This is a genomic window from Maridesulfovibrio frigidus DSM 17176 (genome assembly GCF_000711735.1).
GTDB classification, from domain to species: Bacteria; Desulfobacterota; Desulfovibrionia; order Desulfovibrionales; family Desulfovibrionaceae; genus Maridesulfovibrio; species Maridesulfovibrio frigidus.
In genome coordinates, this window is sequence record NZ_JONL01000006.1 from 1 (window position 1) to 20115 (window position 20115).

The window sequence follows — 20115 nt, forward strand, 5'->3', positions numbered from 1 at the left end:
TTCTTCTGAATACTTTCGATTACTCATGAGTATTTCTCCTGCATGAGCTGACTTTAACCTCTCGAGCCGTGTCCGTCATCTATAGAGCACTTCACCCCAACGTGCAGCAGCTGCCTTCTTAGCCTTCTCCGACCTTTCTCTAGCTTCGGCGGCCCAAGGTTGCATTTCATCCCAGCCACAAACAAAGAAATGACCTTCATCTTTTCCAATTATTTCAAGCCTTAAAAGCATTTCTACATAGTCAGTTCTGTCCAATTTAATCTTACATGCAAAAAGAAGATCTTCCTCATCAAAACAGTCAGGGAAGTGCCCAGAATCACTAGGAAAGTGCTTAGCACAGTAGCACCAAAGCATGATGATACCCATCACACCTTCAACTCCGAACTGCCTCAGAACCTTTTGAATGCGGAAATCTTCAAAAAACTCAACGTCTAATCGGATATCTGAAACGTTTTTGATTCGACTAGCCACAACGGACTCCTTAATTATTTTTCGGCATTGCGGATTTAATGCACTAGGAATGCTCAAGCATTGCACGAGCACCCCTTTACGCATAACCACCTAAAAAGACTCACTAAACCAGAAAAAGGCAAAAAAATTTCGACGGCGCGCTGTTTTTTAATATAGTTCAGACATGCTCACGTAGTGCGCTAGTAATGCCCTTGCATTGCGTTCGCATTACGCGCTTATTTCTTGACACTTTGCTGTCTCAGGTGGAACAACGTTGCAGTTATTCTTATTCAAATACGAGGTTTGCTATGAACAAAGATGAAATGATTGAGCTCCTTAAGACTGATGTTAAAGCTTGGAATGAGTTTCGTAGTGAAAATCCAAATATCAACATCCAACTCCGAAGCGTATATCTTCGAATGACAAACCTTCAAGACGCAAACCTTCAGAATGCAAACCTTCAGAATGCAAACCTTCAGAATGCAAATCTTCAAGACTCAAACCTTCAAGGCGCAAACCTTCAAGACACAAACCTTCAAGGCACAATCCTTCAAGGCACAATCCTTCAGAATGCAAACCTTCAGACTGTAAACCTTCAGAATGCAAATCTTCAAAACTCAAACCTTCAAGGAAATGACCTCCGAGGAAAAGAACTTCGAAGGACAAACTTTCAAGGCGCAAACCTTCAAGACACAAACCTTCAAAACGCAAACCTTCAGTATGCAAATCTTCAAGGTGCAAATCTTCAAGGCGCAAACCTTCAAGACGCAAACCTTGAAATCGCAAATCTTCGAGACGCAAACCTTCAGGATACAAACCTTCAAGACGCAAACCTTCAAAACACAGACCTTCAGGGTACAAACCTTCAAGGCACAAACTTTCAAGGCACAAACCTTCAAGGCACAAATATTCAGGATATAAACCTTCAAGGCGTAAACCTTCAAGGCACAAACCTTCAAGGAAAGGACCTCCGAGGAAAAAACCTTCGAAGGACAAACTTTCAAGGCGCAAACCTTCAAGACACAAACCTACAAGATATAAACCTTCAAGACACAAACCTTCAAGACGCAAACCTTCAAGGTGCAAATCTTCAAGGTGCAAATCTTCAAGGCCTAAACCTTCAAGGAAAGGACCTCCGAAGGACAAACTTTCAAGGCGCAAACCTTCAAAACGCAAACCTTCAAATCGCAAATCTTCGAGAAACAAACCTTCTAGGCGCAAACCTTCAAGGCGCAAATCTTCAAGGTACATATCTTCTAGAAAAAAACCTTCTAGGCGCAAACCTTCTGGGCGCAAATCTTCAAGGCGCAAATCTTCAAGGCGCAAACCTTTCAGAAGCAACACTTTCAGAAGCAACACTTTCAGAAGTAAACCTTTTGCAAGCAAACTTTCTTAAAACACAATTTTCCTCTAGATCACAATTAAACGAACTTTTATTTCCATTAACGCAAGATCAACTTGCAAACTGCATCTTTGAAGACGAGCAAGAATTTTACAATAAACAAGCTGAAGAAACATACTATTCTGAAAAAGAAACCAACACTCCCGCGGCTCAACACGACAAGAACTCATTAAAAATCCACTTCAAAGATCACACATCATGGACTCCTAGAGACATGTCTTTATTTCTAGGAGCTCTTCACCTTAGCTATGCAAACACTTTCTATTTATTGAACACCGAAGATAACAACCTAGAAAGAATCTCTTTTGTACTAGATAACAATGTATATAACCCGCCCCTTAATTTTGAAATTTCTGTTAGCTATATCAACATTGGATCATTAGAAGTTATACTGACTTTGCTGGATAAAGCGTCAAAATCTAATTTTAATAAGGTTCTTGCATCACTACTCATAATGGGAAAGCTAATAGTTCCCATATCAGAAGCGACAAAAAACTTTTCAGAAGCTGCGTTAATCAATGAACAACGTCTCTCGCTTAAAGAAATTAGAGATAAAGATTTGGCTGTTATTAACAATAATTACGCAGACATTATGAAAAAAAATCTCGATGAATATCTTCAATATATAAACAACCTTAAAGACAATCCCACTATCCATGAAATTATTGCTAAAGCAGATATTAAAAATGCCACAGTTATAGAAAACCCTGACATCTTCGTTAATGCGACAGCTCCTCTTTCAAGAGCACTTCTAGCACTCTCTAAAACTGGAAAGACTAATCCAAAAATAACTCTCCCTATTATTGAAAACGAAGAAGCACCTAACAAATAAATTTAACAATCAAAAATCCAACCAGCTCCAATCCTTTTCATTCTCATTCAGGAACTGGAGCCGCTTGCGCCGATACGCTGTTACCAAGCTACCTGTTGTCGAGTTCCTGCTCTTAGCCACATCAAGCGTCACCTCAACAATGTCATCTACTGTCTTCGGATCCCATGGCCGGATAAAAATAACCTGATCCGCATCCTGTTCAATCGCTCCAGACTCACGCAGATCCGAAAGCAGAGGAATCTTGCTCTTGCGATTTTCAACCTCGCGGTTGAGCTGCGCCAGAACGAGTATAGATATCCCACATTCAGTCGCCGTCTCTTTGAGCATACGCGAGATCTCAGCAACTTCCCTCTCTCGTGATCCACCACGCGAATCAGGACGAAGCAATTGGATGTAATCTATGATTGCGTACCTTAATCCAAATTCCTTTTTCCAACGCCGACACTGAGCGCGCAGCTCAGAAGCAGAAAGCGAAGGCTTGTCCCAAATACGAAGCCACGGATCCTTCCCATCAAACCACTGAGCAAATTCATAGATATTATTCCAGTCAGTTTCTGAAAATTTGCCATCACGAAACCGCATCCCTTCAACTCCATGAGTCGAGGACAGCAGACGGTTGACGAGCAGATATCTCATCATTTCAAGTGAAAAAATACCGACAGGAACTTTTTGATGAATTGCGTGAAGTGCGAAATTCAAGGCAAGTGCGGTCTTTCCATTAGATGGACGACCGGCAAGAATAATAATTTCACCGGGAATCATTCCACCAGTGATTGAATTGAGCTTATAGAGATGTGTTTTAATACCGTCTCCGCCTCGCGATTCAAGATCTTCAAGATACTTAACATAACCTTTCATAATCTCGGAAGGCTTCTGCGCAGCCACATCTACTCGTCCCTCAAGAACGGAATCGATGGTTTTCTGCGCGGACGCTGCGAACTCAGACGGATCAGCATCGCCGGAATAGGCATGCTCAATAAGATTCTGGCCGAGCTGCGCCATGGTTCTGCGCTGAGCATGACTCTCTAGCTCCTTAGCCCACCTTGTAACGTGATGCACAGGTTCAATATCATTGGATAACTCAGCAAGAAAATGTGCACCCCCACACGCCTCAGAACGACCATTGTTCATTAGCCGATTATTGAGCGTGACAAGATCAATCGGAACGTACTCCCGATGCATGGCCAAAAAGGTATTCCAAATATTTCGATGGATGGGACTGTAGAAATAGTCCTCTGATTTTATAATAGGAAGCAGAGAATCAATGTTTTTACCACTGGTTCGTAAAACAGCACTGATAACAGCTCTTTCAAGCTCAAGATTATGGGGAGGTGCAGATGTGTTCATTTAAGCCCCCAGTTATTGGTCTTAATTTGACCGCACCAAGCGAGGCTTAAAACAGAATTTATCACTATCAAAAATAGACAACAAACTCTTTGGGGGAGAAATAGGGGAGAAACCACAAAAAAAAGCTCCCAAGACCGATGTACTAGACATCTATCTAAGGAGCTGTTTTTATTAAGGTTGGTGCGAAAGGAGAGACTCGAACTCTCACGGATATACCGCTGGATCCTAAATCCAGTGCGTCTACCAATTCCGCCACTCTCGCAACCTTATGTGTTCTGTTATTAGTCGGTGACCTCAGAGTGACCCGTGAAGGTCGCTGCCGGAGTCGCCGTAACAGAAAATGTTTCTATAGGCCCCTCTGAATATTGTCAATCAATATCTCAACTTATTTTAAAAACAATTGAAATTTCTCTCTATTGATCTTCAATTGCTCCAAGTAAAAGGGCTATCTTTGACTCTAAATCGGCAAAATCTTTAGCCAAAAGGCGGACTATAGGTTCCTTGCCTATTTCGCCAGGATCACACACCACGTCTACCTTAGTTGCTTCATCGTGATGAGAAAGAGCTTCATTTATTCCCCATTCAAGAGAGCTACTCTCGCTAGACATGTGCTGTTTCGGCTCATCGGCAAGGTCAAACCATGCTTCTGTGAATTTACACTCTTTTACTGCGTCTAAAATACTTTCGTTATATCTAAGATTGGCAGTACAGAAAATGTCCTCATTAAATTTACGAACGGAAAGCACCACCGCGGCCATATGTGCAGAAGCCCCAAAGTCAGGATGCCCGCAAATTATGATCTCACCTTTGCGAGTACACGAGATGCGTCCGGTATAAGCAGCTACATCAGTCATTTCAGATGCAAATGGCAGGGCCGCGGCAATATTGAGTCCAATCTCAGGTATAAGCTTACTCAATCCACCCATACGGGATAGCCTGACTCCGCACTCATGCATACCAGACATCAATTCTTCTTTCATACCGTTAATCAGCATAGGAGCAAGATGATTAGGAGGCCCTCCGCCCTCACCTACTTCAAATCCTGCTCTGAGCCCAAGATTCAAATACTTCTGCGCAGCCAGTATAGATGTAACAAGATTCTGCCTTTTCGCGATGCCTGAAGCAATAGCGGCAGAAAGAGTACATCCCGTGCCATGCATATTTCTAGTCTTAACGCGCTGCTGCATAAATGGAATGGGCTGTTCGCCCTTAATTCCAAGCCAGTCCGTAGCGGCTACGGAGTCAAAGTGTCCGCCTTTAATGAGCACGGCCTTCGGTCCCATTTCTAAAAGGATCTCGATAGCTTTAAATATATCATCACGGGTTTTAATCTCCATATCGGCAAAAAGCTCTGCTTCAGGCACATTAGGAGTAAGTAAGTCGGCTAAAGGAAAAAGCTCTTTCATTGCCTGAATGGCATCTTCTTTGAGAAGTCTTGCGCCACTGGAAGCGACACAAACAGGATCGACGATCAGTGGAATAGATTTATTTACCATAGATGCTGCAACAGCTCTGATTATAGGAGCGGAAAACAGCATTCCGGTTTTTGCGGCCTTAACATTGATATCCGCACAAACGGTTTCAATCTGCAACGCCACAAATTCCGGCGAAACAGCTTCAATGCCCGCGACAGTAACTGTATTCTGCGCGGTAAGGGCAGTTATGGCACTTGCTCCATAACATCCTAATATGGATATGGTCTTAAGGTCGGCTTGAATTCCGGCACCACCGCCGGAATCCGACCCCGCTATGGTCAAAACACATGGAAGCGATTTCATCTTGCCTCCTTAGGCTGGCTACATAAATATTTGATAATCTTTTAACCGTGCTCATTCATCGGGTCAACTACGATTACTATCAATTTATCTAGCATAATTGGACGCAAAACTAGACACAATCACATCAGTATGACTATTTATAGCTATTATAAATATAAAAAATGACAAAAAAGCCTCATGTCGGAGACAATTATGCCATCATCATCAGCCCCACCCTTTAAAATCACCCCTGACGATAAATATATGCATGAGTTATCCTTCAAAGACTTAATTCAATTTGAAGAGCTTCAGAACATGCTTGAAGTAAGTTACACCGCAACAGGAATGCCTGCTGGAATTATTGATGCATTTAGTGGAGAATTCTGTGCCGGAGCTGGATGGCAAAAAATATGCAGTAATTTTCATAGGGTTCACCCTAAAACAAGCGCACGCTGTTTAGCGAGTGACACGGCAATAACAAATAAAATCAAACAAGGAGAACACTTCGGCTACAAATGCAGTAACGGATTATGGGATATTGGTGTCCCCATACACTGCATGGGGACACATATGTCCACTCTTTTTCTCGGCCAATTCTTTTATGTAAATGAAGAGCCAGATATTAAATTTTTTAGAAATCAGGCGGACCAATACGGGTTCGACAAGAAAAAATATCTTGAAGCTCTCGCCGAAGTTCCTAGGTTCACTCACGAAAAAGTAGATGAAATCCTAAAATACAACATTGCGCTCGCTGCTTTTTTGTCTGACCTAGCCTCCAGTATCATGAAAAACAAATCTGAAATTGAACAAAGAAAACTGGCAGAAAAAAAATTTCGCAATTTGCAAACCTACCTTTCTAACATAATTGACTCTATGCCCTCAGCTCTTATCGGGGTTTCCCCTGATGGTAAAATCACACAATGGAATAAGAACGCTGAAAAGATATCAAAAATACCAGCCGGTCAGGCTATAGGAATGGACCTGCGAAAAGCACTTCCCAGGTTATCTTCAAAAATGGATCAAATAAAGCTGGCTATTACTTGCCGTGAAAAACAGTTTGAAAGCGCAAAGCCATATATACACAATAACAAAACAAGATATGAAGATCTGACAATATACCCATTGATAGAAGATGGAGTTAACGGGGCAGTCATCCGCATTGATGATGTTACGGAACGAATAAACATGGAAAAAATGATGATCCAGTCAGAGAAAATGTTATCCATAGGAGGCCTCGCAGCAGGCATGGCTCATGAACTGAACAATCCTCTGGCAGGGATGACCGTATACGCCAACAACATCAAAAAAAGACTCTTCGAAGACCTTGAAAAGAATATTGAAGCTGCCAACGAATGCAATATATCTTTGACCGACTTCCGTAAGTATCTAAACCAACGGGAGATAGCTCATATGCTTGATGGCATATTAGGTGCTGGAAGGCGCGCAGCTTCAATCATCAACAATGTACTCAATTTCAGCCGCAAAAGTGAAATAAAACTTAGGCAGCACAAAATCACAGCTATTTTAGATAATACACTGGAACTAATTGCTAACGACTATAGCTTAACTAAAGAATATGATTTCAAAAGAATTGAACTTGTTCGGGAATATGATCATAATATTCCTGAAGTTTATTGTGAAAAAAATGAAATCCAGCAGGTCTTTCTTAATATATTAAAAAACGGAGCGGAGACAATGGCGGAAAAAGAATATTCCGACAATAATCCCCGCTTCATCTGCAAAATTAGTAAGCAAGATAAAATGGTTGTTGTAGAAATAGAAGATAATGGCAAAGGAATGGACAAGATAACAAAAGCAAGAATATTTGAACCGTTCTATACGACTAAAGGTATAGGTGAAGGCACAGGACTTGGACTTTCAGTCTCTTACTTTATTATAACAAACCAACATAGCGGGTTTATGGGCGTTCAATCGGAACTTAATTCATGGACTAAATTCATCATCAAACTTCCAATCAAAGGGAAAAAAACAGATTAATTAATGCCCGCTTCACGGTTGATACCTTTATATCAGATATTTAAACTGGAGGCATGACCTTTCCTTGCCAGTTCCAGCTCTCACCTATATGAGTAGCGAATGACAAAAACAATTATCGCACCACAAAAGAAGCAGCCGACATTCCTGCCAATGACTCGAGAAGAAATGGACAGGCTCGGCTGGGATAGACCTGACATCCTGCTCGTATCCGGCGATAGCTATATAGACCACCCAAGCTTCGGAATACCGCTTCTAGGCAGAGTACTTACCGCACACGGTTACAAAGTTGCCCTCGTCTGCCAGCCAAATTGGAACGACACCTCGCAGATTGAGGCCCTAGGCCGTCCGCGCCTTTATGCTGGAGTCTCAGCTGGTGCGATGGATTCAATGCTCTCCCACTATACTTCCTTTCGCAAAAAACGGAGCGACGACGCATATACCCCTGGCGGCAAAGCCGGAGCACGCCCCAACCGCGCATGTATCATATATACCAACCTAGTTAAAAAGGCTTTCAAAGGTCTACCTGTTATCATAGGTGGCATTGAAGCTTCACTGCGCCGAGTGTCGCACTTTGATTTCTGGACAGATAAAGTCCGCAAAACAATCCTCATGGACAGCAAGGCAGATTTACTCATCTATGGTATGGGTGAACGGGCCATGCTCGAAGCGGCAAACCGGTTATCGCAGAAGGAATACGGTTCCGCCTCTGTGCTTAAAGGAATTGGTGGCACAGCCTTTATGGGTACTCCTGACGATCTTCCAGCGGACGCAGAAGTTATAGAGCTTCCTTCGCACCAAGAAATTTTAGATGACCCACAGCTGCTTATGACCGCTACACTCGCCCTTGAGGAGCAGGTTCATCACGGTAAAGCATGGGCGATTCAGCCGACAGACAAACGTCATGTGGTAATTGCGCCCCCCGCGAAATACCTTTGCACGCAAGAACTAGACTGGGTCTATACTCTACCCTTCTCCAGACGTTCGCACCCTTCGTATGAGGGCAAAGGACGCATCCCTGCGGCTGAGATGATCGAATTCAGTATAACATCTCATCGCGGTTGCGGTGGCGGTTGCTCATTCTGCTCTATTGCCATGCACCAAGGGCGACATATCCGCTCACGCACGAAAAAGTCTATTATGGCTGAAGCCACTAATATGAACTCTCATAGTGATTTCAAAGGCTCTATTTCAGATATCGGCGGTCCAAGCGCCAATATGTGGAACGCTAAATGCTCACTCGAAAGAGAAAAGTGCAAACGCAAAAGTTGCCTTACTCCTAACGTCTGTCCGAATTTTGATTATGATCAAAAGGCGAATCTCAATCTGCTGAAACAGACTAAACAGCTAGAAGGCATTAAACATGTACGCGTAGCAAGCGGCGTGCGCTTTGACTTGGGAATGAAAGATCGCAAAAGTTTGCGTGAAATTTTTAAAGATTTTGTCGGTGGTCAGCTAAAAGTTGCGCCCGAGCATATTGCTCCTGACGTTCTTAAACATATGCGCAAACCCGATCTACCAGTATTCGAAAGTTTCCTAGAACTGTTCGAAGTTGAATCCTCCAATGCGGGCAAAGATCAATACGTTATACCATACCTGATGAGCGCCTTCCCGGGCTGTACTGACGCAGATATGCGTATGCTGGCAAGCTGGCTAAAGGAAAAAGGCTGGTCCCCGAAACAGGTGCAGTGCTTCATTCCAACCCCCGGCACGGTTGCTACAGCCATGTATTACACAGGCAAAGCGCCTAACGGCGACCCTATCTTTGTAGCAAGAACAGATGCCCAGCGCCTTAGACAGCACGGCATACTTATTCCAGATTCTGGCCGCGACCCTAGAAGCATACGCCACAAAGGAAACCAATCTGATACGGATAAAAATTCCGATGCGAGCAAAAGTTATAGATCGGATAGAAATTCTAAACCTGACAAAAAGGCTAAATCTGGTAAAAAGCCAGCAACAGATAGAAAGCCTCCCAAAAAAGGCTCAAAAGAATCTAGAAACTCAAACGACTCTAGAAGTTCAAAAGATTTTAAAGGTAAAGATAATTATAAAAGCAAAGGTAAATCTGACTCGTTCAAGAAAAAGAATAAAAAGAGGTAACCCGCAGCTTGGAAATAATGAGCAAATCATATAACCTACAGCTACGTAATAAATAATAACTCTATGCGGGTATCACTCTATGAGCTCAGAATCTTTTGCCAACCTGTGCATCTTCCATATTATGGATGGGCTTCGTGATGGCCTTTCACACTATTCGCAAACAAGCCGTACCGCATTACTTTATGCAGTCAAACCGGGTGATCCACTACGAGTTTACGACCCGCAAGGGCTACTGAAAGAGCACGAGCCTAAATTAAAAGAAGTTTATATTGATTCAGATGACTGGAAAGCCGGAAGTAATCACGATGACAACACCCGTTTAATTGAAGTTATCAGGTCAAGGGACCTGACTCTCGCAGGGCTGATTACTTGCAGCGCACGCTCAAGCAGCATTTACTATCAGCGCTGGTTTACAGAGCAGCATCCAAATATGTGTTCCACAGGCCCAACCGAGAGCTGGATGGAATATGCTGCCCTTATACTATCTCAAGACTTCGCCACTCAAAATATTTTACGCCTCGAAAGCTCTGGCCACCTGTTGCGCGAATACTCAACCCATGCTGTTAGAGACTACATGGTTGATCAGCGAAATCGAATCATGGGATGGGACACACAGCTCAGGGTGTATCCAATTCTTGATGCAGTCCTTGGCATATCCAAAACAAAAGAAGAAGGTGCATGGGCGCGCGGCGACCTAATATTTATAGAACCATCTGATCTTGATTCGCTAGGCTACATGGCAAAGTTTCCTGAAAATGAAAGGCCGGAACTAAAGAATCATAAGCATGTAAGAAAACTTCTACAATCAGTTGAAAATTCGTCCAGAAAACTTGTATCCGATGGAAAATGCGTTGTCGGTATTTCTTCTTGCATGCCACCGAACTCATCTATTTCCGCCAGTTTCAAAGGGGAATGGGGAATTCTTCAGCTCGCCGGGGCCCCAGTCTGCAGCTTTGCGGACGCGACATTTTCCTCCACCAACTACAAGCCGAACTTGGTACATCTGGAAGAGCATCTGCTAGAACTTGATATCAATGCCAATGACCGTCATGATCTATTTAAACTCGCAAACAGAATGGTCACCAGCGCGACTCACCAAAGTCACGGCTGTACTATTGTTCTTGATTTTAATGATAAGCCTGTAAAAATTGCAGGGCAAACACTTGAGGTTCCCCTTGATCTCCGTGACCCGGAAATTCGAGGACTTGCAAGATCCCTCACCAAATTAGACGGAGCTGTTCATATTGGCAAAGATGTAAAAGTATATGGTTTTGCATGCTTGCTGGATGGCAAATCTGTTTTTGGAGAGAATCGCGCCAGAGGGGCCAGATTCAACTCTGCCCTACGTTTCACAGCTGAACATTCTAACATAATTATTATTGTCGTTTCTTCCGACAAACCAGTATCTATAATTCAACGCGGAGTTGAGCTAACAGCCCGTTGTGAATGGACCCAGCATTTTGCATGTGTCAGTACTCCACCCACCCTTGATGAATGGATAGAAGGATAACACTATGAAAAAAGCACTCGTACTACTTACATTTCTAGCTCTCACAGCGTTTCTCTGTATTCCTGCTATGGCGGCAGATACACCATTTAAAACGTATGTTTTCAGCAAAAAGAAAGTCTCTAAAGACTGGTCTCCGAGAAAGACCGTCTCTATCAAAGAAAATCGAGCCTTAGGTCTTTTTAATGACCGCAATAAAAGATACAGCTCACAAACTGTGCTGACCATTAAGGACATTCCAGCCCAGTCGTCAGTTAAGGTTAAATTTACCATGATTTACGTCGGAAGTTGGGACTCAGGAGGTAAACTTGCTGACAGATTCATAGTCTCTACTGCTGGAGGATCTGAGCTGCTAAATATCACTGAATTTCCGTGTCTTCTCGAAAACGGAGATGACAATATGCCGATCAATAATAATGGCCTTGTGCGTGTAGGTGAAAGAGAAAGAGCGTATTGGACTCAGCCGCTAACTTTCACTATCCCCACCTCGGAAATTAATGAAGGTGAAGTGAAAGTTAAATTTCGCGGATATCTGACAGGACGTAAAACAGAATTCTGGGCCATGGATAACGTTGAGCTTTATCTTAACTGATACCAAACTTTGCGAAAAAACCGTTAACCAGCCTGCAAAGTATCAATTCGTTATACCTTGCAGGCTTTTTTATTGACCAATTTGCTACTACGCTAAAGTCAATAACATCCTAATTTAAAGAACTATTAGAACCAAACAAATTCATCTTTATAATACTATAGGTTTTTCCTCTTGATTTATGGATCTTATCGAACATAAAGAGAGTACTCACTTCGAGTTACATACATGTGTGGCAATATAAAAATAGGATTAATAAAATGAATAATTTCATAAAATACTATTCAGCGCTTTTTATAGTGATTTCATCTCTATTCATAAGCCACTACGCTAGCGCTGCCCCTCTAATTATCACCATGGCAGGATTGCAAACTAATTTTAATGAATATGAGTCCCTTATTGCTGAACATGGTAAAGAATCCTTATTCAAAAAAGGACTTCCATACGATTCACCAACCAATAGAGTTGTTTCCGAAATGATAATAATCATGCGAGCGCTTAAGGAAGGAGGATTAGATGCTAAAATTGAATACCTCTCTGTCCCGAATGCACGACGCGAAACATTAGAAGTATCAAACGGTCATGCTGTAATATGCTCACAGCAATTCAATAAAGCGACCCTCCAAGAGGATAACTTTAGTGAAACTTTACTTATAACAGACGCTATTACCCGCCTTGGAGAGTTTGAAAAAGGCATATACCATTTACCTGACAATCATGCTTTTTTGAATGCGACAAATACCCGAGAGATAAAATCATTCGGAACAGCAATTATCGGCCTTCATTGGAATAACGACGAGAGAGTCCTATCCAAGATGAAAGTTAATAAAATCATTCACGCACCTACATACAAATCCATGTTCTCCATGCTTAAAGTTGGACGCGGAGAATGGATTCCTCTCGAATTTCCCAACACTTCTGATCTGAGTATTACTGCATATGGGGTAAAGGTGGTTCCAGTTCATGGCGTTAAATTTTCTCTTCTTGAAAGTAGGCATTTCCTAGTTTCAAAAAATCACCATCACGGTCAAAAAGTGTTTGATGCATTGCAAATCGGAATAAAAAAACTTCGCAAAGAAGGATATATTCGTAAAGTACTTGAACAATCTGGTTTTTTCTCAACAAAAACAAAGTCGTGGAGACTTCTAAATGAGGATCAAATCACAAACTACAAACACACCTATTGAACTTAAAAATCAAATAACATCCTCCAGCAACCTACCCTAAGTTGCTGGAGGATTCATACATTAAAATCAAAGTTGCCCTAATACCTCAATAAGCGGACTGTCCTCTACCCGCGCAACTTCAATTACATCGTAAAGCTTCTCAAGCTGCAAAACTATTTGTTCAAGCTTACTGTCATCCGCAACAGTCAAAATCATCCTGCTTTCATCACCTTTGCCAACAGGCCCGCAAATAATCCCTTCCAAGTTGAAATTCCTGCGTGAGAAAAGTCCTGTAATTTGGCTCATCACTCCGGCATGATTTCGAACGAGTAAATCTATTCCATAATTATGCATCTTTTATCCCCCTATCATTTCACGGTTAGCGCATTCAGGCGGAACCATGGGCAAAACCTTGTTATCAAAATCAATTGGTATATTAATTACGCATGGACCTTCCTGCCCGAGTACTTTCCGCAAAAACAACGACGGGTTTTCCTCTTCGCTAAGATCAAAGGCAGGAACGCCGAATCCTTTGGCGATGGCAACAAAGTCCGGACTACTCTCGAAACTAGATGCAAAATACCGTTCTTCAAAAAACAAAGCCTGCTGCTGCCTTACAAGACCAAGTTTATTGTTATTCATGATCAAGACCTTAACATTCAAACGGTGCTCGGCTAATGTTGCGAGTTCCTGAATGTTCATCAAAATAGACCCGTCTCCGCTTACGCAAACAACCCGTCTATCAGGATTAGCTAGAGCCGCCCCGATGGCATTAGGAAGTCCAAATCCCATTGTGCCAAGACCGCCGGAAGTTAAAAGAGTGCGAGGCTTTTTAAATGGATATCCCTTTGCAACCCACATCTGATGCTGCCCAACATCAGTAGTTATTATTGATTGGTCTGAAAGCGATTCACTCGCTACCCGTAAAAGATTCATCGGGTGAAAGAAATCTTCTTTGTCCGGTAAAATCTCAGGGTGAAGCATGCGCAGAGAGGAAATGCGAGCACTCCATCCTATCCGTATAGCTGGCTCAACGCGATCTGCGAATGCCTTAAGCGCGTGACCAACATCTCCGACTATGGAAAAGTTGGAAGGCTTAATCTTGCCAATTTCAGACCTATCAATATCGATATGAAGTATGTCCGCGTGTTTGCAAAATTCGCAAGCCTTACCAACGGCCCTATCATCAAAACGAACGCCTAGAGCGATTAAAAGATCTGCCTCTTCCATCAGCATATTTGTTGCGCGCTCACCATGCATGCCAAGCATACCGAGATAGTGAGGATCACCATGTGGATAGGCACCGAGCCCCATTAAAGTCGTTACAACCGGAATAGAATTCTTATGGGCAAAACGAATGAGATCATCAGTTGCGTTCGCAGCTATTATTCCGCCCCCTGCGTAAATTACAGGTCTGCGCGCTCCGTTTATCATTGCAATAGCTTTTGCCAGAGACTTTTCATCACACATGGGAAGGGATTGCTTAACTCCTATCTCAGGAAAAGATTCAAATTCAATTATCTCTTTCTGAACATTTTTCGGAATATCAACAACCACCGGACCGGGCCTGCCGGACTCAGCAAGGCGGAATGCTTCGGGTATAACAGTAAGCAAATCCTCCGCAGACTGAACGAGGAAATTATGCTTAGTGATCGGAATAGTGAGTCCATAAGTATCTACTTCTTGAAAAGCGTCAGTGCCGATAAGTGAAGCAGAAACCTGTCCGGTAATTGCAACAATCGGAATTGAATCAAGACTAGCATCCGCAATGGCTGTGAGCAGATTAGTTACGCCCGGCCCTGAAGTAGCCATGCACACAGCCGCCTTTCCGGTAGTGCGCGCCATGCCTTGAGACATGAACCCTGCCCCTTGTTCATGTCTGGCTAAAATATGTTTGATAGAACTATCTCTGAGCGCATCATAAATCGGAAGATTAGATCCCCCCGGTATGCCGCAAACGATTTCAATTCCCTGCCTTTCCAATAACCTGATTACTAATTCTGCCCCACTGATTTCCATTTCCTCATCCTGCCTTATTCAAAATGTCAAAAAAAAACCCCCGCAGGCTTAGCCGGCGGGGGTTAGAACAACATGTGTTAGTGTAAAATGAGATTTACAACCTTCCCTCCGGCTTATTTGTGCCTGTCACGACCACGACAGAAATCACCACCATCACCAATAGGGTGACGGATGTAAGGACTGCTAGATTGTGATTTAGAGAGAATAAATTCATTTCAGATTTTTCTTTAATTTTTACGGAAATTTACAAATGCTGATAAAGAGGTAAGCCAGTACATTTTCAGAATCAAGTCTTTTTTATAAAAAAAATTCGATCCAATACTTAACTAAGATTAACTAACCGGCTTTTAAAACTCTCGTTAAGCATACCTATGCACTGACTATTTTAACTTATAAAGCCCAACCCAACCTGTTTTGTATCCTAAAAAAGCAAACGAGAACTTAAACATAACCGCGCTGATCAAATTAAATACAAGCATTGGAAGATCATTTTTCTTTAGAAGCAAATTGCGATCATTCTTCACCTTAAGTGGACTTTTCCTGAACCTAATATCTTTAAGTTTGAGCGTAAATCTTGAGCTGAACCCGACCTGCTCGGAATCACCACTATAGAAGTTTTTAATACCCTGCGGATAATAAGGCTTCTGGTGATCCAGATCTAACCAGAAATGAGGATGAAGCATAGGCGTTGCAATAAGAAGCAGTCCGCCCGGTTTCAAATGCTTCAAATATCCATCAATAAAACTGGTCAGATCTTCGAACTGAAAATGTTCCATAATATGCGATAGGATGAGAAAATCAAATTTACTATCACCATGCTTCTCTTCAAATTCCTCAAGAGTCACAACATTAAGTCCCCGCTCATTACAGCTTGCAACCTGATATGCATTCTTCTCAACACCTAAGATATTCTTAAACCCCTGTGAACGCAGAAAGTCAGTCTTTCCGCCACGTCCGCAGCCGACCTCAAGCACGGACATACCGCGATAAAGACCGGACAAAACAGCTTTCCACTGTCCCATTTCATGCCTGGAAATAACTTTTGTTATGCCCCTAATTCTTTTCCGAATGTCCGGGCTAGCCGTTAACATCATATACCCCTGCAAGCTCTGACAGGTAGCGAGCCGCATTAGCTGCTCCGTTCAGAGATATGCTAGATGGCTTAACGGTTGATGCCAGACATTTTTCAAGAGATGCGCGCAGTCCATCCACTGAAACTTCGTCCTCTGAGTAAACGTCAACTATTGCGTCTGATGCTTTTTGTAAGGTCGCGGCGTGCTCTTCCTGTTCTCCATCTTTCATTCCTCTTAGGAATACAACTGAAGGAACTCCGGCACTCATAACGTCTGTCAGGCTATTGTAACCACCGTAAATAATGGCAGATCTAGAATTAGCAAGATCTGCTAAAAAGGATGGGCCAACCTGTTCAAGAACAACATTCGGATACCGCGCAAAGAAATCATTAACATCGCAAGAGCCAGACTCATTGAGATTCATATAAACTTTCCAAATTCCTTCAGACGGGTCAAAAGAGCCTATCACCTGTGAAATTTTCTCAAGTAATACGAAAGTACCTTCACCGGACCATGGCACAGATATAACACCTGCTATTTTTTTATCTACACAACTATTAACACCCAGGCGCCGTAATTCTTTTAATCGAGACACGTAGCCCGCCTCAAAAGGTGTTACCTTATAATGCTCGCTAAGTTTATCAAGCTCTGCAGTGCCCGTTACATCCGAATCGCCGTACCAGAGTATATTTGAATACTTAGAATCAAAAACAGTTGCCGAAAGTTCAGACCAGACTTTATCAACATCGCCAACAACTGCACGTACCCCAAGAACCCATGTCGTATCAGTTGAACCTTTCACAGCGCGCATAAGCTCTTGATGTTTTCCTTGCGGGGTATGATCGGCAAGCACAACTTTTGGTTTATATGCTTCAACAATATCGCTGATATTGTCGGCCCTGAGAGTTCCCAGAAGTTTATCTTCAATGTTCGCAGGTCCCATTGCGCCGCAGGACTTACCTTCTGAGACGGAGGTCCTGTATGATGGAAGCTTTACCCAATCTAAATTACCGCCGCCAATCAACTCAGCAGTAGAGCCGCATCCAGTAACAAAAAGTACCGACAAATTCGGAAACAATCTGCGCAAGGCTAAACCAATTGCAACACTTCTACTAACATGACCAAGCCCTCTGCCATCGTGTGCATAAATAAGTATATCTATTATTGAACTCATAATTAAACCTCTATTTTTTACTAATCTTAATTAAATCAATTTAATATCATGGTAAACTTTAACCAACAAAACACAAGAAAAGGGATTGCATACATCAAGAAAACAGAATAGAAAATATCACACACTTGGTTGATCTTTTTTAAGGATTTACAGGAGTAACTCTTTTCGCTAGATATTCCATCGGCCATTGCTATGCAATGACAATTTAACTCAGTGGCATATAACCCCGGACAATCGGTACGATAAATGAGTAAGACTTACAATATTTTGATGTATTCCCACGACACTTATGGCCTGGGACACATCCGCCGCACAATGGCAATTGCCTCCCACCTGAAATGCAAGGGTGTCAATATCCTGATAATTACAGGATCCCCCATTGTCGGTAGATTTGAATTTCCTGAACAAATTGATTTCGTTCGCGTTCCAGGGATGATAAAACAGTCCAACGACAACTATATACCACATTCGATAAAAATAGACCCTGTCCACGCCATGTCCATCAGACAGTCCATAATTGATGCGACTGCAAAAAGCTTTCAGCCAGACCTGTTCATCGTTGATAAAGCTCCTCGCGGTCTAAAGCATGAGATCATGCCTACACTCGAGTGGATGAAGCAATATGGCAAAACCAAAACTATCTTAGGCCTCAGAGATATCATGGATGACGGCGAAAGTACGACCAAAGACTGGACCGATAAAGGAATATATGACGTTTTGGAAAACCTGTATTCTGAAATATGGGTTTACGGTCATAAAGAATATTACAATCCAATCGAAGAATACGCCATTCCTGAATCAATCAGCAAAAAAATGATTTTTACAGGCTACATTCCAAGAAAAGTTCATGCGCGCACCAGTCCGGAGGTTCGCAAGAACGGCAAAAAGCTTGTGGTTATAACTGCTGGCGGCGGCGGCGACGGCTACCCCATGATGGACGCCTACCTCAAAGCTATTGAAAAGCATGGCCAACAAAACTTCAGGACTGTAATGGTTACCGGCCCATTTATGCCGGCAGACCTTAGACGTGATCTTTCTGAGCGTGCTAAAAAACTTTCTGTCACATTTTACCATTTTTACAGAAGAATGGAAAAATTATTCAGCAATGCTGACCTTGTTGTCAGCATGGGCGGTTATAACACTGTTTGCGAAATTCTATCACATAAACAAGTAGGACTTATCGTTCCACGCGAAACTCCAAGACTGGAACAGACCATCAGAGCCAATGTCTTAAAAGAGCAAAACCTTGCCGACTTCATTCCATGGCATCAGCTTGGACCAGATACAATGATGGAAAAGATCGATCTTCTTCTGAATAATTCACAAAAGATTAAAGATGCTGTTTCAAACTTTAAATTTACAGGTCTAGACGTTATGCATCAGCGTGTCGGCCAATTCAAAGATATTTGCAAATGATAAATAAAAACCAGCCTGTCCTTGCGATGATTCTCAAGGGATATCCCCGTATATCCGAAACTTTTATTTCAAATGAAATTAGACTCCTCGAAAAAAGAGGTGTTAAAATTCATATTATTTCCATGCGTAAACCGCGTGAGGAATTCACACACAAATCTATTTCAGAAATAAAAGCTGAAGTTTCATATCTACCTTCAACGGTAGAAGGATGCTTAGAGGGACTTTTCGGTTCTACTGAGGAAGATGCGAGTCTAAAAGATCCCCGCTATGGAAAGGATCCCGAGTTTACCGGACGCATTGATAAAATCTGGGACACTTTGCGTGAAACCAAAAGTCAGGCATCGTTCAAACATATGCTTCAAGCGGAATATATAGTTGAAAAAGTTCTTCCGGGCTCTGACATTTTCCACATTCACGCCCACTTCGCACATTCTCCTACATCCGTTGCGAGAAATGCGAGCAGACTATCCGGCCTCCCTTTCAGCTTCACAGCTCACGCTAAAGACATTTACACTCAGGCTCCTTCTAAAATCACAGCCAAGATATCAGAAGCAAAATTTGCAGTCACATGCACAGGCTACAACTGCAAATATCTCGAAGAAATCGCTCCCGAAGGTAAACCTATTCATAAAGTTTACCACGGCATTGATCTTAAACTTTTCACTTCCGATAAACCATTTTCGTCTAAAGCCCCATATGAGATTTTCACAGTGGCCCGCTTCACTCCTAAAAAAGGATTGCCAACTGTATTCAAAGCTCTGAAAAAGCTTGATGAAAGAGGAATTGATTTTTCCTACAAAATAGTCGGTGACGGTGATGATAGAGAATCAACCCTCGCTATGGTTGATGAACTTGGTCTATCAAAACGAGTTACGTGGCTAGGCACAAAAGCACATGAAGAAGTTCTAGAACTTTACCGTAAAGCAGACCTGTTCGCGTTAGGCTGTGAGATTGCTGAGAATGGGGACCGGGACGGAATCCCGAACGTTCTAGCTGAAAGTATGGCCATGTCAGTACCAGTTGTTGCTACCACAGTTTCAGGCATTCCTGAACTTGTTGAGCACGGTAAAACAGGCATGCTTGTTGAGTCTGGAGACTACGAAGCTATGGCTGACGCCATGGAAAAGATTCTAACGGATCAGGACTTAAGACATGCCATGATTCCTGCAGCAAAAGCCAAAGTTCATGAAATTTTCGACAACCGTTACTGGATCAATGTACTCGCTGATGTTTATGAACTTTATGGTATAAAAGCTAGCGCTTAGTACCTCAAAAGGTAAGGGGC

At 42.5% G+C, this 20115-nt stretch carries 15 protein-coding genes, 1 tRNA gene and 1 pseudogene; 9 read left to right on the top strand and 8 right to left on the bottom strand.

The features are described from left to right. Positions 1-75 precede the first annotated feature (75 nt). On the bottom strand, positions 76-471 hold the full coding sequence (locus tag BR06_RS0112090) for a hypothetical protein (protein WP_031483393.1): 396 nt from the start codon (positions 469-471) through the stop codon (positions 76-78). Between the two features lie 398 nt (positions 472-869). Here BR06_RS0112090 and BR06_RS20950 point away from each other — a divergent pair. Both BR06_RS20950 and BR06_RS20750 read left to right on the top strand, forming a co-directional pair. After that, positions 870-1820 (top strand): annotated as a pseudogene (locus BR06_RS20950) (pentapeptide repeat-containing protein); the annotation flags it as partial. A 6-nt stretch (positions 1821-1826) separates the two neighbouring features. After that, positions 1827-2684, top strand: coding sequence for a hypothetical protein (locus BR06_RS20750; protein WP_051677085.1), 858 nt, complete (start codon positions 1827-1829; stop codon positions 2682-2684). Between the two features lie 9 nt (positions 2685-2693). On the opposite strand, the gene BR06_RS0112100 is transcribed toward BR06_RS20750, so the two are convergent. The 3 genes from BR06_RS0112100 to thiD all read right to left on the bottom strand — a co-directional run bounded on the left by BR06_RS0112100 (position 2694) and on the right by thiD (position 5809). After that, positions 2694-4031 (bottom strand): replicative DNA helicase, encoded by a 1338-nt coding sequence (locus BR06_RS0112100; RefSeq protein ID WP_051677086.1) that lies wholly within the window; start codon positions 4029-4031, stop codon positions 2694-2696. Positions 4032-4209: 178 nt separating this feature from the next. Further along, a tRNA-Leu gene (locus BR06_RS0112105) sits at positions 4210-4293 on the bottom strand. Between the two features lie 151 nt (positions 4294-4444). Next, positions 4445-5809 carry a bifunctional hydroxymethylpyrimidine kinase/phosphomethylpyrimidine kinase gene (thiD, locus tag BR06_RS0112110; protein ID WP_031483400.1) on the bottom strand — a complete coding sequence of 455 codons (1365 nt, stop codon included), beginning with the start codon at positions 5807-5809 and terminating at the stop codon, positions 4445-4447. A 192-nt stretch (positions 5810-6001) separates the two neighbouring features. Here thiD and BR06_RS0112115 point away from each other — a divergent pair, with 192 nt between their 5' ends. The 5 genes from BR06_RS0112115 (at position 6002) to BR06_RS0112135 (ending at position 13169) form a co-directional block, all read left to right on the top strand. Continuing rightward, positions 6002-7786, top strand: coding sequence for a PocR ligand-binding domain-containing protein (locus BR06_RS0112115; protein WP_051677087.1), 1785 nt, complete (start codon positions 6002-6004; stop codon positions 7784-7786). Positions 7787-7885: 99 nt separating this feature from the next. Continuing rightward, the gene (locus BR06_RS0112120) at positions 7886-9886 is read left to right on the top strand and encodes a YgiQ family radical SAM protein (RefSeq protein ID WP_034603037.1); all 2001 of its coding nucleotides are present in this window, start codon (positions 7886-7888) and stop codon (positions 9884-9886) included. A 79-nt stretch (positions 9887-9965) separates the two neighbouring features. After that, positions 9966-11396 carry a DNA integrity scanning protein DisA nucleotide-binding domain protein gene (locus BR06_RS0112125; protein ID WP_031483406.1) on the top strand — a complete coding sequence of 477 codons (1431 nt, stop codon included), beginning with the start codon at positions 9966-9968 and terminating at the stop codon, positions 11394-11396. A 4-nt stretch (positions 11397-11400) separates the two neighbouring features. After that, positions 11401-11985: a hypothetical protein gene (locus tag BR06_RS0112130; protein ID WP_031483408.1), complete on the top strand. Its 585-nt coding sequence runs from the start codon at positions 11401-11403 to the stop codon at positions 11983-11985. 257 nt (positions 11986-12242) lie between these two features. Further along, positions 12243-13169, top strand: a complete 927-nt coding sequence (locus BR06_RS0112135) for a hypothetical protein (protein WP_031483410.1) — start codon at positions 12243-12245, stop codon at positions 13167-13169. Between the two features lie 66 nt (positions 13170-13235). Here BR06_RS0112135 and ilvN read toward each other — a convergent pair whose 3' ends face one another. The 4 genes from ilvN to BR06_RS0112155 form a co-directional block, all read right to left on the bottom strand. Further along, on the bottom strand, positions 13236-13502 hold the full coding sequence (gene ilvN / locus BR06_RS20340) for an acetolactate synthase small subunit (RefSeq protein ID WP_031483412.1): 267 nt from the start codon (positions 13500-13502) through the stop codon (positions 13236-13238). Between the two features lie 3 nt (positions 13503-13505). After that, positions 13506-15167 (bottom strand): biosynthetic-type acetolactate synthase large subunit, encoded by a 1662-nt coding sequence (gene ilvB / locus BR06_RS0112145; RefSeq protein ID WP_031483414.1) that lies wholly within the window; start codon positions 15165-15167, stop codon positions 13506-13508. A gap of 380 nt (positions 15168-15547) precedes the next feature. Then, a complete protein-coding gene (locus BR06_RS0112150) occupies positions 15548-16297 on the bottom strand; it encodes a class I SAM-dependent methyltransferase (RefSeq protein ID WP_235727723.1) in 750 nt (249 codons plus the stop codon). Beyond that, complete coding sequence (locus BR06_RS0112155) at positions 16245-17414, bottom strand: glycosyltransferase (RefSeq protein ID WP_031483418.1); 1170 nt, start codon at positions 17412-17414, stop codon at positions 16245-16247. The genes BR06_RS0112150 and BR06_RS0112155 overlap by 53 nt, the downstream gene beginning before the upstream one ends. A 246-nt stretch (positions 17415-17660) precedes the next feature. Between BR06_RS0112155 and BR06_RS0112160 the strand changes: the two genes are divergently transcribed. Further along, positions 17661-18830, top strand: a complete 1170-nt coding sequence (locus tag BR06_RS0112160) for a glycosyltransferase family protein (RefSeq protein WP_031483420.1) — start codon at positions 17661-17663, stop codon at positions 18828-18830. Further along, positions 18827-20095 (top strand): glycosyltransferase family 4 protein, encoded by a 1269-nt coding sequence (locus BR06_RS0112165; RefSeq protein WP_031483422.1) that lies wholly within the window; start codon positions 18827-18829, stop codon positions 20093-20095. Before BR06_RS0112160 ends, BR06_RS0112165 begins: the two co-directional genes overlap by 4 nt. Positions 20096-20115 lie beyond the last annotated feature (20 nt).

Bases quoted from the DNA above. Each gene is read 5' to 3' on its own strand.
- BR06_RS0112100 (WP_051677086.1), bottom strand. From the start codon at position 4,031: ATGAACACATCTGCACCTCCCCATAATCTTGAGCTTGAAAGAGCTGTT.
- thiD (WP_031483400.1), bottom strand. From the start codon at position 5,809: ATGAAATCGCTTCCATGTGTTTTGACCATAGCGGGGTCGGATTCCGGC.
- BR06_RS0112115 (WP_051677087.1), top strand. From the start codon at position 6,002: ATGCCATCATCATCAGCCCCACCCTTTAAAATCACCCCTGACGATAAA.
- BR06_RS0112120 (WP_034603037.1), top strand. From the start codon at position 7,886: ATGACAAAAACAATTATCGCACCACAAAAGAAGCAGCCGACATTCCTG.
- BR06_RS0112125 (WP_031483406.1), top strand. From the start codon at position 9,966: ATGAGCTCAGAATCTTTTGCCAACCTGTGCATCTTCCATATTATGGAT.
- BR06_RS0112130 (WP_031483408.1), top strand. From the start codon at position 11,401: ATGAAAAAAGCACTCGTACTACTTACATTTCTAGCTCTCACAGCGTTT.
- BR06_RS0112135 (WP_031483410.1), top strand. From the start codon at position 12,243: ATGAATAATTTCATAAAATACTATTCAGCGCTTTTTATAGTGATTTCA.
- ilvN (WP_031483412.1), bottom strand. From the start codon at position 13,502: ATGCATAATTATGGAATAGATTTACTCGTTCGAAATCATGCCGGAGTG.
- ilvB (WP_031483414.1), bottom strand. From the start codon at position 15,167: ATGGAAATCAGTGGGGCAGAATTAGTAATCAGGTTATTGGAAAGGCAG.
- BR06_RS0112150 (WP_235727723.1), bottom strand. From the start codon at position 16,297: ATGCGGCTCGCTACCTGTCAGAGCTTGCAGGGGTATATGATGTTAACG.
- BR06_RS0112155 (WP_031483418.1), bottom strand. From the start codon at position 17,414: ATGAGTTCAATAATAGATATACTTATTTATGCACACGATGGCAGAGGG.
- BR06_RS0112160 (WP_031483420.1), top strand. From the start codon at position 17,661: ATGAGTAAGACTTACAATATTTTGATGTATTCCCACGACACTTATGGC.
- BR06_RS0112165 (WP_031483422.1), top strand. From the start codon at position 18,827: ATGATAAATAAAAACCAGCCTGTCCTTGCGATGATTCTCAAGGGATAT.